The organism is Fusibacillus kribbianus, assembly GCF_030053595.1.
GTDB classification, from domain to species: domain Bacteria; phylum Bacillota; class Clostridia; order Lachnospirales; family Lachnospiraceae; genus Lientehia; species Lientehia kribbiana.
On record NZ_JASGBQ010000005.1, the window covers coordinates 21,449 to 33,900 of the forward strand.

Sequence of the window (12,452 nt, forward strand, 5' to 3'; positions counted from 1 at the left end):
AAGGGCGGCCACGGTTTGTGCCGTGGCCGCCAGCTGCTGTTTGCCAATCGGCTGCTTGGTTAAGGCAGATCAGGAAGCAAATATCTGCTGTGAACCAGAGGGGGCGTTGTAGCAGCCCTCGCTAACCTGAATATCTTCGCCGTAAGAACCATCGCACGTCGGCGTTGAAGTCCAATAACGCTCGCCGCTTGCATCCACCCAGGCACAGCTATAGATATCTGCGTGCGTGGGTTTGCCATAGAATTTGTCGGAAGTCCAGCCGCAACTTTGTGCAATGGACTGGCTCAAAGTGAAGTATTCCACCGTGATGCAGGGTTTCACATACATTTTTTTCATAATACTCCTTCTTTCCTCCTTCAACGCCAAATGATATTACGGATTGCCCGGAACAACTCGGCGATCCAGCTGTCAGAAACCGGCGAGGAAGGCTTTTCCTGAGTGGGCTCCTCCGGGGTTTCGACGACCACGTCGCCCTGCTCAGGCTCCTCCGGGGTTTCGACGACCACGTCGCCCTGTTCAGGCTCCTCGGGCTCACCGGAGTTGTCCGCCTCCGCATCCATCAGGGAATAGGTCACCACGGGCAGGCTGTCAAAGCTGTTGGCGTAGGACATCATGGCGGGCACATCCATAGAGAAAGCAGTGGTCTCGATGCCATCTCCGCTCATCTTCAGCTTGGTGACAGACAACAGCTGCTCCCCGGTATTCTTGATGATGACGTAACCGTCCGCGTTGGGCGCAATCTTATAGTACTGGTCAGAAGCGGCATTGATAGCAATGGTACTGGTGTTCTTACGGTTGGTGACCTGCGCCTCGGTCGCGCCGCTGGGCGCTTTCAGGCCCACAGAGAGCTTGGAAACCGCAGTGCCCACATTGAGCGCGATCGCCTGACCCTTTGCAAGATAGACCTCATTCTTGGGGCCGTAGTCCTCGTAAGTCTTAATGGTCATAGTAGTGGCGGTGTCTTCTTCAGTGTTTGTCACAGGGTTAAAATCGATAAACACAGCGCCGGAGACATTCTCCGCCTTGCCTTCCAGGCTCTCCGCGTCGAGAAGGATATCCCGAACCGAGCAGAAGCTGGCGCCGATCTCATCGCCGTAGGCTTCCTGGACAATGTCTTCCTCCTCCCGCTCGGCAGACAACGGGTTGTAGACCCGGATGCCGTCCAGGTAGTAGGTGGAGCGCTCAGTACCGGTCGTCTTGCTGGTGGAGGCAACCGTCAGCTTGACGGTGTAGATGCCATACTCAAGGCCGATAAAGGATGCGGTGGGAATCTGATAGTAGTCTCCAGACTGGGCCAGGTTGTCAACCGTCAGAGACTTCACCATAGCGGCCGCGCTGGTGGTGTTCTCACCCTTGTACAGCTTGGCGACAACCAGACCTGTCTCCATATTGGTGCGGCTGTAAATATCCACGCCGGTGCCGGTGAAGGAGAAGGTGGCGGTTGCGCCGGCGGTGCCGGTGGCTGCGGTGCCGTCGCTGTAGGTCGTGTCGTTATCCATGCTGGCGATCCAGCCGTGCTCGTCGTTGCTGGCGTCGCCGGTGTTGGCGCCTTCGGTGGTAGCTGTCTTCCACTTATCTGCAGAGTACACAATACCGACAGTGCCTGTGGTTTCATTGGTGACAAAGGTATCCTCGTAGTAGACGTTGTTGGCCGGGAGGACGGAGACCTTCGTCCAGGTGTTGTTTCCAGTTGTTACGCCTTCCGGTGTGGTGTTCCACTGGCCGAAGATATAATAATCATCATAACCGTTCCAGAGCGTTGTGGCCGGCGCATAAGAAGTACCAGCAGCCTTACCGTAGGTCATGTTCAAACTGGTTACGGCAGTGCTGAACTTGTGCATCCCATCCGAATCCATATGCGTCAGCGAGTTGGGAATGCCTGTCAGTTCTGTGCTCTTGGCATAGTCCATAACATACACTTTGCTGGACAGCTGCGTTTCGGGCTGGGGGAATACAGCAGTAGGATTTTGGGAATCAGCATTCTCATAAATGCCGGAGAGGGCGTTATTTGTGGAAACCAGTCCGTTGGTCACAGCAGCGTCGGTTGCCTCTACGCCGGTAATGGTAACAACTAGCTTTTCGCCTTGCGCAGAGTCGCCGTCAACCAGATACTTTTGGGAATAATCAAAACCGGTAACAGAAACAACCGTTTTATCATCGTTGATTGTCGCTGTATAAGGGGTCTGCGTTTCTCCAAAGGTACGGTTTCCATTGGCATCCTTTCCGGTGTACGGAACGCTGTATGCTGTCGCCGCGGAGTGAGCGGTTAGGGTAAATCCATCTCCCATGATATCCTTGATTACCGCGTTCGCATTCAGAGTGACATTGGAATAGTTCACATCTTCGCTGATGCTGGTGAAAATGTTATTCAATTCCTCCGTATTCGCAGCAACTTTGTAGTAGCCCTGATTGCTTCCCTGTCCAAGATCTGTGTAGGAATTCGCTTTAGGGTAATTGCTGGACATGGCATTCATATATGCGTTGGTATTTGTAGTGGTATCATCGGGATTTGCGTTATCGAACACACCGATCGTATAAATGGAAACACCGCTGCTTTTCAGCTTTTCGGCGGTGCCAATGGCAGCGTTAGCAACATTGCCCTCGAAGCTATTAGAATGCGTGGGAGCGCCGTCTGTAAATACGATGACTACCTGCTTTCTGTCCGCACTGCGTACAGGGTCGAGAATAGACTTCGCATACTCCATACCGTAGTCAACGGAGGTAGCGCCAGCTGCGGAGAAGCTGTCGATATCTGTATTCAGCTTTGCTGCGCTTTCGCTGTTGACAACCGTAAGTCCATCCACAATCTGCGTGTAGTTGTAGCCGCTATCATTGAAGTTATTGCCGATCTTATCGTTTTTCTCGCTTGCAAACTTCACGATGGACACTCTGTGCTGATTGTCGGGGTCGTCAATCGCGGCATTTCTGGCAGCAACTTCCTGGATAAACTGCTTAGCCGCCATCTGGAGAACCTCCAGCTTGTAGGCGTAATGAGAACCCTTCTTGTAAAGCGCCCAGCCGTCCTGGTCTTCAATTTGAGAAGGGTTAGCAATTCCAAATGTGTAATTCAAGCTTCTGGTGACATTGCAGTGGTCGCATGTAAAGCGAATATGTCCATTACCTAGCCAGCTTCTTTCATCTGTCCATTTGACCGTACTGTATGTACCATCCGGGCAGTGATGGTATACATCGGTCGGCATATCAGAAACTTTACCTGTCGCCGGGACATAGCCATCATCAATTCGGGTATTATCCAGCTGTTCTTTCATGGAACCGGACACATCCAGAACCAGGACAATGTCTGTGGGGGTCTGTTTCATAACAGTCAGCGTTTCGCCCGTGGAGAAAGCCTCCAACTGAATGGAGTAAGTACCGTCATCCTCCAGGGTCGCGGTCTTGTTCAGCACAAGGTCACCGCTGTTGTCTCCCGGTGCGGCAAATGCAGCTGTCGGAAGCAGGTTGAGCAGTATACCAAGCGTAAGTACTGAGGAGAGAACACGCCTGGCGAGTTTTGATTTCATAATGTTTTCCTCCTGACTTTTGATTTTGGTTGATCTATGTAAAATTGCTGATCGCAACGGATAGCCATTAACATCGCAAATGACTTTCCAACAGGTACCAGAACAGCCTCGCCCGCAGCCTCACGATAGATATAATCCGGATTCCTTTGAAAATGTACCTTGTCATCCATACGTACTGCCCTCGAATCCCTGTCTAATGCATAATTTCTAATATGTATTGAAGCATCATCCAATTATATATTACATAGCCCGATCCAATTATAGTCAGTTTAGCACAGGGGGCAAGAAAAATCAAGAGCTGGCAAAGGGGAAACCCATAAATTATCAGGGAAATTTTGGTTGTAAACTGAGACCGAATCAAGGAGCAGCACAAATTCACCCTCAGCTCTGGTTTTTTGGAAAAGTGAACGAAGACGTGTATTTCTGCGTCCGAAACGCGGGTGCTTTTGCATGCAGGACGGACAGTCCGGATCATTCAGCAGGCTGTTTTTATAGGACATCATCAGTTCCTTGGTCACGTTTTGCTGACCGGTATAAACAAGAAAAGCACGCGCGTCCCGGATTATATATTTTATATTTTTGCAAACAAAATGACCGCCCGCAGATTTTTTCCCACGGGCGATGCGACTGTTAAGTCAAGGGTTTTTCGTTTTTGTATTTCAGGGTGTCATGCAGCACGAAATCAGCCCTGACCAACATAATCCTTGCTTACCCAGCCGATATGAGTGCCGGCTGTCGGATTGCTGATGCGGATGTTATAGTACCCGTCCCGCTCGCCCATGACCGATACTATGTTGCCATCATACAGTTTGGGATAGGCAGTCAGTCGGTCATAGCCTTTGCCGGGGCCGGTGCGGACGATCAGACCGACCGGATTGACATCGTGTACCTGCCCCGCCCACTCGGTATAGGTCGGTGCCGGTGCCGGCGTTGGCTGGGATCTCTCAGTGATCTGAAGATATGAGGCGTTGACATAGCCTGTATATTCCCGGATCAGCACTCTGGCCCAGCCGTTGGAATACAGCTCCGCCACATCCACCTCATTTCCCTCTGCCAGCTCCGGCCACGCCGCCAGCCGCATAGCGTCCGCATCCGGCAGTCATCCGGCCCGGCTGTGCCCCATCAATGTGTTTTTTTGCGTCTGCCCTGAAATCCTCCATGCTCTTGCCAAACCGCTTAAAATAAGGCTCCGGGTCGCTGTGATTGGATGCGATTTTCTTATCATGTGCCTCGCAGTGTCCCAGGATCCTTTCTGCACCAAGCCTGTACTTTTTGCAGAGCGCCGCGTATCTGCTTACCGCATTGTCCCAGACCTTCGCAAATTCCCCTGCCGATGACAGCTCACACAGCTCATAGCCGATGGTACGGGCGTTTCCATAGTTGTTGCCGATATGCCAGCAGGCCATTGTTTCCGGGGCGAAATTGTAAACCCCGGTATCATCGATAAAGCCATGTACCAGCTTTTCCACGCCCGGCTTATTCCACCGCTTATACCAGCCGCCGCCTGCTCCGGACCGTACCCGTATGATGGTCGGATATACGGCAGGGCTGTGGACGATCAGGTACTCCACCTTTATGATTTTCGCACCGGCTCTATAGCAATCGTTGTCTGTACAATACAGATCCATATCTACTCCTTTATTTAAGATACTGCGCTGACATGATGATTGCTCCTGTTCCTCCTGCTCCTTTGCCACACACTCCATGTTATTTGACGGACGGCCGGCTGCCAGAGCCATTGTCAGGCAGCGCTTTCTTTTTTTGCAGTACTCATTCCATAAATGCTGAATTCAAAAAGACAAAAAATAACCCCCTCTCCGTTAAGAGAAGGAGCAGCTATTTTTCCGATGTCATTTCCGTTTTTTCAAGTTATAAGCTATTTATTATCTTCCTCATTTGTAATGCGTATCACCGCCTGATATATTTTCGGATGCGAAACCAGATTGCAAAGATCCACTTGCGGATTGGAAACAGAAACATCCAAAGCCGGCATATCAGCCTATATTTTCGACTGCAGCAATCAACAATTTTTCCCTTTCGGATGAAGCGGACAGCTCTCCCAATAATACATGTATTCGAGAACCAACCATCCCGAAAGCAATTGCCATCGCCGGTTGTCTGAAACCGGCCGGTCCGAAGAGCGGTGACGCGATGGAGCATATAATTTCCCAGTTCCGTTTGGAAAAGGAGAATATCCCCTGCCTTCAAAGTCTCTGGCGTACAGACATCTAACACTGCCTGATCCCTTCCATGACAGAGAAACGGCCACATACTCATTCCTGTTACTGTAAAGGCTGCCTGCCGCCCTTCGGCAAGCTGCTCCTTGATCACAGGGAACAACACTCGTGCGGAAACAGATTTTACAGTACCTGTTTTTCGTTTTTTGAAATCTTTCATAATTATTCACGCAATTATTATCTGCAAATACACCGTATCGCCTTTTCTAATATGTCTGCTGATTCCGGATCCGGTTTGCAGTAAAAATCCAAAATCGGGAGTTCTGAAGCAAGCTCCTCACAGTAAGTAAACCCCTGATTTTGAAGTTGGCCCGGCCACGCAGGTGCAAAAATCCGCTGCATGAGACGAATACTTCCGTCAAACGTTGATAAAGGATAGACTGTATTTTCCGAGCCGCGGTTCAAATTAATAATACAGGAAATGGGTACCCGGCGATTGATGTATTCTCCTGACGATCCGGACCAGGGCATTCCATAGGCGTACCAGACGCCGTCCTTCTTCCGGCACAAGCAGCGGTCTCCGTTGAGAATCAATGCATTTTTATAGTCTCTCCACATTCTTGTATGTGTGGTCTTTCCTGTTCCCGCAGCGGCTACAACTAAAATACCCATACCGTCATATTCCATGACGACCCCATGCAGCACACAGGCATGATAATTCAAAACAGCATAAGAGAAAAGGGAACCAAACTCACGAAAAGCCCGCTCCCCCTTACTCCCGGTGTGGTCCTGATACAAAACAAATTGAGTCCAGTCATTGCTGATGCGAAAAGACATTCCCGGGCTTCTGTCTTTTTGTCTGGTGATCCAGTCAAATTGCCCACTGTTTCTTTGATACAGGAAAGTGGGGATGGAGAATTCCTCCGATCCCCAGAGCAAAGTCCCGCTATCATCTGTTTCCTGTTCCGCAATAAAAAACCGGAAATCTGCAGTCTGTTCTTCCGGGTGATAAAATGCCATCCCCGCAAATGGGATCTCCATCCGAATTTCTGTGCTATGCTTCTGAAATGCGATTGAAAAATCTCCGATGAAAAAATACTTCGGCCTTTTTCGAATGCGGTTATCCTCCATAGTCAGCTGTTGGAGCCAATAACCGATTTGCTCAATGTATTGGTAGATACATCTTCGTCAGTCAGATCCACTCCAAAAACTTTTTTAAAATGATCTTTCAATACATCCCTGGCTGAACTCCCCTGACATCCATTAGGTCCGAGTCCGAGAGATGCTAACACAACTCGTTCCCCATCATCAATTACGCCGTCTTTATCTGTATCATACCAGGCATATGCGTATCCCCAGCATTTGTCAGCAATCTTCTCTGTCAGCCGCATCTCCTCAAACTCGAACCTCGGACTCTCATAGGTTCTCTGGTTCATCCTATCCCTTGACATCATTTTTCCCTCCTTTAATCATCTATATGACATGCATTTCTTTCAGCATGTCATAGACACATTTTGCTTCCCTGCAGAAATATTCCGGCTTTCCAAAAAAATCTCCGGTCTCCGCCTTCCTGACAGCAGGGCAGGATTCACAAAAAGGCTCATATTCACATTCTTCACATACCTTCATTGACCGACTCTGCGGATAGCAGTCCGGAAGCTCTTCCCAGGCCTTCTGAAAGCCAATGGCAAAAGGCTTTGTACATCCTTCCGGCATCAATTCGCAGGCATACATACTGCCATCCCAGGTGATGGTGTATTGATCGATCCCCGCTCCACAGTGCTGAAAAAGACAACCGTATTCCGGTAAGGCGCGGCGCTGCCGGAACGAAAATTTTTCCACAGGCTCCGGCAATCGGACCTCGCCGTTCTTGACCTTTTGATAAAGCCCCGCCAAGCCGCTGTAAATCATGGCAGCATTTTCTTCCGATGTCAGTCGGCACTGCCCGGCACAGGCGATTCCTCCCCGGATGCTCTTTGTAACAAAACGGCTGATCTGAAGAGGCTTGTCAGATCCGAATTTCTGCTTCGTAAATTGCTGCATAGCCCGAAGATCGCACCAGTTATCCTTTACGATGGTGGTTCTGATCTCAAACAGGGACGGCAATACAGACAGCCGCTCAATCCCCTCCGTAAAACGGTCATATCCATCGTTACAACCACAAAGCTTTTGATAGGTATTGTTTGATGCCCCATACATGGTAACGCCGATTTTGTGAGGCGGATATTTCCGAAACAATTCCATCACCCGATCTGTCACCAGAGTGGCATTCGTATAAACGGTAATGAGAAACCCCATCTGTGCAATGGCTTCATATATTTCACAGAAATCAGAACGAAGCAGCACCTCTCCGCCTGTCAGCAAAAGCCCAAGTGTTCCGGCCTTTGCAGCCTGTTCTGCCATGCCGATCCATTCCTCAGCAGTTCGTTCCCGTGACCCAAGGCATTGTATTTTCTGCCGGTCAACTCTGATCAGGCACATCCTGCAGGAGAGATTACACCTTCCGGTCAGCTCAAACGTCCCGTTCAGAGGCTTCCTGCTCTCTGCGCTACTCACAGACGATCATCCTTTTTTGAGCAAGAAGTTCCAAAGCTTTCTCGATATCACTCTTTGCCTGTTCTTCCGGAATATGGAAAGCATCTGCTAACACCTGAATCAGATCTTCCTTTGTTGCTCCATTCTGCAATGTATTCCAGATCACTTTTGCAGATGCGTTCAGTTTTACAATTCCGCAAAAATCAGCGACGCCGTCACCAACAGACACCAAAATGGATTCTCCTGCAATCTCACGCATAATATAATGCGGTTTAGAACGGTAAATGCAGGAATTATTGAACTGATATCCTGCCTCTTCCATTTTTACTGCCAACTCTTTATCAGACAATTTCCCTGCACCTCCAGCTTTACTTATGTCAGGATATTCCTTAAAAGAGATATCAATCAAATGATATGCTTATAACTGCAAATTTATGTATGTCATGATAATGTATATCCTGCTGAACAGCAAGCATTTACGGGATTTTATATAGTTTTTGTATCGTTTTTATAGAAACGCTGTGGAACCGAAGCCGGTGCTCTCCATGGCAGCATAGCGGCGCTCTGACCGGGAAACGGAACCGGTCAGAGCATTCCAGAGAGAGGTTTCGTTCATTCTTGTTTTCAGGATCACTTCGTTTATCTCACCCTTGACCGGGATCATGATATCAAAATCACCGGTCTCAAAGGATCCGAACAGGGCACTGAACCGAAAGCCCACATAGAGCTTTCCGTCCCGTTCCTCGCTGTAACAGCCGCAGAAGCCTTCGGGAAACGAACCGGGATAAAAGCCTGTGATATGCACCGCCTTCTCGCTGACTTCCACAGACGTAATACCCGCACCCTGACAGGCGCGAAAGCCAGCCAGCTTCCAGCCATAGCGTCCGGCCAGGAAAACTGCCATCAGAATCATCGCAAGTACCAACAGCACAACCAGCACTTTTTTCATTGCTTTCATTCTCACCTTCTCTTACAAAGCTGCAAGCAGCTCACAGCCTCTTTTTTTCAGCCCGAAATACAGCACGGCGCACAAAGTCAGAGTTACCGCTCCAAAGACGCCCATATACCCGGCAAAGCCCAGCTTCCATCCATTCAGAAGCATAAAACCGACACACAGCAGGGCGGTGTATGCAAAACCGCTGAACAAAGCGATTGTCACACAGGCGCTTTGCTTAATCGGCGTTATCTCATTTGTCCAGTTCACATTCGGCATTTTCAGTCCCAAAAACAGTCCGAACAGTGCGGAAAACAACACATATACCATCGGAACAAACGCGGTCAGAACCAGTTCCGGAATCGAAAACGGATAGACGAAGGCAATGCAGATAATGCAGAACAGCACCGGTATGCCGGTCAGAAGCAGCTGCACTCCCAGCTTCGCTCTCAGCACCTGCCACGGCGTCACCGGCAGAGACTGCACAAGCCACAGACTCCTGCCCTCCAGGGAGACGGATGGCGCCGCCATATCATTCATAGATGCAAGCATACATAATACCGCGCAAATAAGTACCTGAGTACAGCCTTCCCGCGCGCCGAACAGCCCGTTCAGTACCGAAATCACCGTTCCGCCCTTAAAGAGTAGCAGCACACCGCAGATCGGAAGCAGCAGAATACCAAGCCCGCAGTTTAGCATATAGTTTGGGCTGGAAATAAAACGGCCAAATTCTTTTGTCAGAAGTGCTGAAGCGATGCTTTTTTGCTTCATGGCAGTTTCTTTATATGCCTTCCTGGCCGTATGTCCGGAGGCCGTGGCAATTTTCAGGAAACTGCGGGAAATAAGGACCCACATCAGCGCAAATAGCGCCAGCACCACTGCCGATACAGCCAGTACCGCAAAAATGTCACCGGTAGCAACCCTTCCAAACAGGTACAGCGGATAGGCGGCACCTTTGATTTTTGCCCCGTAAACAGCAGCATTTGCAACCAGATTCTGAATCAGCATCTGAGCTTTGAAATAAAAGAAATAATATCCGATAATAAACGCCAGGGATACTACAACCGTGATGAAGCTCTTGTTCTTCAGCTTCAGGCTGATTTTAGCCACCACCCATCCCAAGGCACAGGAAAGCGTCAGAACAAAGACCGAGATCAAAAGAATCAGAACCAGACCGCCGAAAATCGAAGCTGCTGACGCTGCTACCGTGAACCAGTACACAAGGACTGCCGGCAGAATAACAACCGCCGAATACATGAGCCCCATCAGATAGACGCTTAGCAGACGGGAGAGCATGATCACATTGACCGGGATCGGAAGCGACAAAAGAAGGTCATTGTCTTTCGACAGATACAGACCGGAATAAGTGTTAAAGACGCTGCCGAAAGTCCCCAGCACCACAGACAAAAGTCCCATCAGTACAAAATAAAGCCAGTCCATGCCTGCGTCAGCCAGCGCTCCGCATATCGACAGAGAAACGAATGTAAAAATTCCGCCCAGCAGAACTACCATAATTCCCAGAAACAGGACGATATAGGCAGCCGTTCCCCCTTTGGAACGGGAACGGTTCTTTTTGGCATCGTAAAAATAGCCTCGGAATATCTCTGACATCTGTTTTTTCAAAAGAACACTCAGCATGATTCGTCCTCCAGTTCGAGAAATACTTCTTCCAAAGAGTCGTCTCCCTTAACCTCCTCCATCGTACCGGAGCGGATAAGCTTTCCGCCCTTGATAATTGCCACCTTATCACAAAGCTTTTCAGCCACCTCAAGGACATGGGTTGAGAAGAAGATCGCGCCGCCCTCGTCACAGACCTCCCTCATCATTCCCTTGAGCAGATGAGACGCTTTTGGATCCAGACCCACAAAGGGTTCATCCATGATAATGAGCTTCGGCTGATGCAGCCACGCGGCAATGATGGCCAGTTTCTGCTTCATACCGTGGGAATATGCGGCTATGGGCTGCGCCAGATCTGCAGTCAGTTCAAAAAGATCCGCGTATTTGCGGATTCGATCCTGCCTGTCTGCGGCGCTGACTGCGAAAATGTCGGCAATGAAATTGAGATACTTTATACCGGTCATATAATCATACAGATCGGGATTATCCGGAATATAGGCGATTTCCCGTTTGCATTCCAGGGGAGAAGTCCGTACAGATTTTCCATCGATCAAAATCTCTCCCTCATCAAATTGCAGAATGCCCGTCACCGCTTTCAGAGTTGTGGTTTTACCGGCGCCATTGTGGCCAATAAATCCATAGATCTCACCGCGTCTTATCTGTAAGCTCAGATCGTCCACGGCTTTCTTTTCGCCGTAGGTTTTTGTCAGATGTTCGATTTTCAGCATTTCTCTCTCCTCCCAATGGATCTTCTTTATTTCTGCGTCCGGTCTGCCGTCCGGCTCTGTGCTCCTCGTACTCCCGAGTATTCATGGCTTCTTTTGCAGCTTATCTTATATCTATCTTGTATTCTACAGGATAATTCCGTCTGCATATAGGTATTTATTTCATCTATATGTGTTCATTTTGTAGGTTTCCGTGTTGTTTTCTATGTATCAGCACCAGTTAGCATCGGTGAACAGAGGATGAAAGCCTCAAAAGGGTTAAAATATTTCCCATCCGGAAAATGATAAGTAAAACAAAAAAACCCGTAAACACATTGTTTACGAGCTTTTTCTTATTTTCAGTAGCCTGTAGGGGAATCGAACCCCTGTTTCCGCCGTGAGAGGGCGGCGTCTTAACCGCTTGACCAACAGGCCATAAAAATGGAGATAATCGAGGCGACAAGATTCGAACTTGCGGCCTCCGCGTCCCGAACACGGCGCTCTACCAAACTGAGCCACGCCTCGACACCTCTGATAGTATACCTTGAATTTTCTATATTGTCAAGAAAATTTTTTCAATTTCTAAAAAAAATTTTTGAGGAAGAGAAATGGAACAATTAGCATCCTGTTTACTTCCTATTTCATCAGCTTCTGGATCGTCCTGCAGAGCTCATCCACCGACTCTTCCCTGCCCTCCCGGATATCCTCCACCACACAGGTTTTGATGTGGCTGGAAAGAAGGGTCCGGCTGAAAGCATTGAGCGCCGAGCTCACTGCCTGGACCTGCGTGAGGATATCCACACAGTATCTGTCCTCCTCCACCATGGAACGGATTCCGCGGATCTGCCCCTCCATCCGGTTGAGCCGATGGATCAGGTCCTTATATTCTTTTTCGTCGCGGTGTTTCATCTTTCCGCAGCTGGCACATTCTTTTCCGCACTCCATGGGATCCTCCTGTTCCGAA

13 protein-coding genes and 2 tRNA genes are annotated in these 12,452 nt (G+C 49.3%); all 15 read right to left on the minus strand.

Annotated elements, in window-relative coordinates; translation table 11 throughout:
* Positions 1-69 precede the first annotated feature (69 nt).
* Positions 70-336 carry a hypothetical protein gene (locus QJ036_RS04900; protein ID WP_283230327.1) on the minus strand — a complete coding sequence of 89 codons (267 nt, stop codon included), beginning with the start codon at positions 334-336 and terminating at the stop codon, positions 70-72.
* A gap of 20 nt (positions 337-356) precedes the next feature.
* Positions 357-3,521, minus strand: a complete 3,165-nt coding sequence (locus tag QJ036_RS04905) for a vWA domain-containing protein (RefSeq protein WP_283230328.1) — start codon at positions 3,519-3,521, stop codon at positions 357-359.
* Positions 3,518-3,691 carry a hypothetical protein gene (locus QJ036_RS04910; protein ID WP_283230329.1) on the minus strand — a complete coding sequence of 58 codons (174 nt, stop codon included), beginning with the start codon at positions 3,689-3,691 and terminating at the stop codon, positions 3,518-3,520. Before QJ036_RS04910 ends, QJ036_RS04905 begins: the two co-directional genes overlap by 4 nt.
* Before the next feature lie 512 nt (positions 3,692-4,203).
* Positions 4,204-4,602, minus strand: coding sequence for an SH3 domain-containing protein (locus tag QJ036_RS04915; RefSeq protein ID WP_283230330.1), 399 nt, complete (start codon positions 4,600-4,602; stop codon positions 4,204-4,206).
* The gene (locus tag QJ036_RS04920; RefSeq protein WP_283230331.1) at positions 4,562-5,149 is read right to left on the minus strand and encodes a peptidoglycan recognition protein family protein; all 588 of its coding nucleotides are present in this window, start codon (positions 5,147-5,149) and stop codon (positions 4,562-4,564) included. Before QJ036_RS04920 ends, QJ036_RS04915 begins: the two co-directional genes overlap by 41 nt.
* A 786-nt stretch (positions 5,150-5,935) precedes the next feature.
* Positions 5,936-6,718, minus strand: a complete 783-nt coding sequence (locus QJ036_RS04925; RefSeq protein ID WP_283230332.1) for a hypothetical protein — start codon at positions 6,716-6,718, stop codon at positions 5,936-5,938.
* Positions 6,719-6,831: 113 nt separating this feature from the next.
* Complete coding sequence (locus QJ036_RS04930) at positions 6,832-7,152, minus strand: hypothetical protein (protein ID WP_283230333.1); 321 nt, start codon at positions 7,150-7,152, stop codon at positions 6,832-6,834.
* A 19-nt stretch (positions 7,153-7,171) separates the two neighbouring features.
* On the minus strand, positions 7,172-8,254 hold the full coding sequence (locus tag QJ036_RS04935) for a radical SAM/SPASM domain-containing protein (protein ID WP_283230334.1): 1,083 nt from the start codon (positions 8,252-8,254) through the stop codon (positions 7,172-7,174).
* On the minus strand, positions 8,247-8,642 hold the full coding sequence (locus QJ036_RS04940) for a PqqD family protein (protein WP_283230335.1): 396 nt from the start codon (positions 8,640-8,642) through the stop codon (positions 8,247-8,249). Before QJ036_RS04940 ends, QJ036_RS04935 begins: the two co-directional genes overlap by 8 nt.
* Positions 8,643-8,741: 99 nt before the next feature.
* Positions 8,742-9,191 (minus strand): hypothetical protein, encoded by a 450-nt coding sequence (locus QJ036_RS04945; RefSeq protein ID WP_283230336.1) that lies wholly within the window; start codon positions 9,189-9,191, stop codon positions 8,742-8,744.
* A gap of 12 nt (positions 9,192-9,203) precedes the next feature.
* Positions 9,204-10,805, minus strand: a complete 1,602-nt coding sequence (locus QJ036_RS04950) for a hypothetical protein (RefSeq protein ID WP_283230337.1) — start codon at positions 10,803-10,805, stop codon at positions 9,204-9,206.
* The gene (locus QJ036_RS04955) at positions 10,799-11,512 is read right to left on the minus strand and encodes an ABC transporter ATP-binding protein (protein ID WP_283230338.1); all 714 of its coding nucleotides are present in this window, start codon (positions 11,510-11,512) and stop codon (positions 10,799-10,801) included. The genes QJ036_RS04950 and QJ036_RS04955 overlap by 7 nt, the downstream gene beginning before the upstream one ends.
* A 339-nt stretch (positions 11,513-11,851) precedes the next feature.
* Positions 11,852-11,923 (minus strand) — tRNA-Glu (locus tag QJ036_RS04960).
* Positions 11,924-11,939: 16 nt separating this feature from the next.
* Positions 11,940-12,013 (minus strand) — tRNA-Pro (locus QJ036_RS04965).
* A 111-nt stretch (positions 12,014-12,124) separates the two neighbouring features.
* Positions 12,125-12,433, minus strand: a complete 309-nt coding sequence (locus tag QJ036_RS04970) for a metal-sensing transcriptional repressor (protein ID WP_283230339.1) — start codon at positions 12,431-12,433, stop codon at positions 12,125-12,127.
* Between the last annotated feature and the right edge of the window lie 19 nt (positions 12,434-12,452).

Coding starts and splice junctions, on each gene's coding strand:
- QJ036_RS04955 (WP_283230338.1), bottom strand. CDS start 11,512: ATGCTGAAAATCGAACATCTGACAAAAACCTACGGCGAAAAGAAAGCC.
- QJ036_RS04905 (WP_283230328.1), bottom strand. CDS start 3,521: ATGAAATCAAAACTCGCCAGGCGTGTTCTCTCCTCAGTACTTACGCTT.
- QJ036_RS04930 (WP_283230333.1), bottom strand. CDS start 7,152: ATGATGTCAAGGGATAGGATGAACCAGAGAACCTATGAGAGTCCGAGG.
- QJ036_RS04945 (WP_283230336.1), bottom strand. CDS start 9,191: ATGAAAGCAATGAAAAAAGTGCTGGTTGTGCTGTTGGTACTTGCGATG.
- QJ036_RS04970 (WP_283230339.1), bottom strand. CDS start 12,433: ATGGAGTGCGGAAAAGAATGTGCCAGCTGCGGAAAGATGAAACACCGC.
- QJ036_RS04920 (WP_283230331.1), bottom strand. CDS start 5,149: ATGGATCTGTATTGTACAGACAACGATTGCTATAGAGCCGGTGCGAAA.
- QJ036_RS04910 (WP_283230329.1), bottom strand. CDS start 3,691: ATGGATGACAAGGTACATTTTCAAAGGAATCCGGATTATATCTATCGT.
- QJ036_RS04950 (WP_283230337.1), bottom strand. CDS start 10,805: ATGCTGAGTGTTCTTTTGAAAAAACAGATGTCAGAGATATTCCGAGGC.
- QJ036_RS04925 (WP_283230332.1), bottom strand. CDS start 6,718: ATGGCATTTTATCACCCGGAAGAACAGACTGCAGATTTCCGGTTTTTT.
- QJ036_RS04900 (WP_283230327.1), bottom strand. CDS start 336: ATGAAAAAAATGTATGTGAAACCCTGCATCACGGTGGAATACTTCACT.
- QJ036_RS04915 (WP_283230330.1), bottom strand. CDS start 4,602: ATGCGGCTGGCGGCGTGGCCGGAGCTGGCAGAGGGAAATGAGGTGGAT.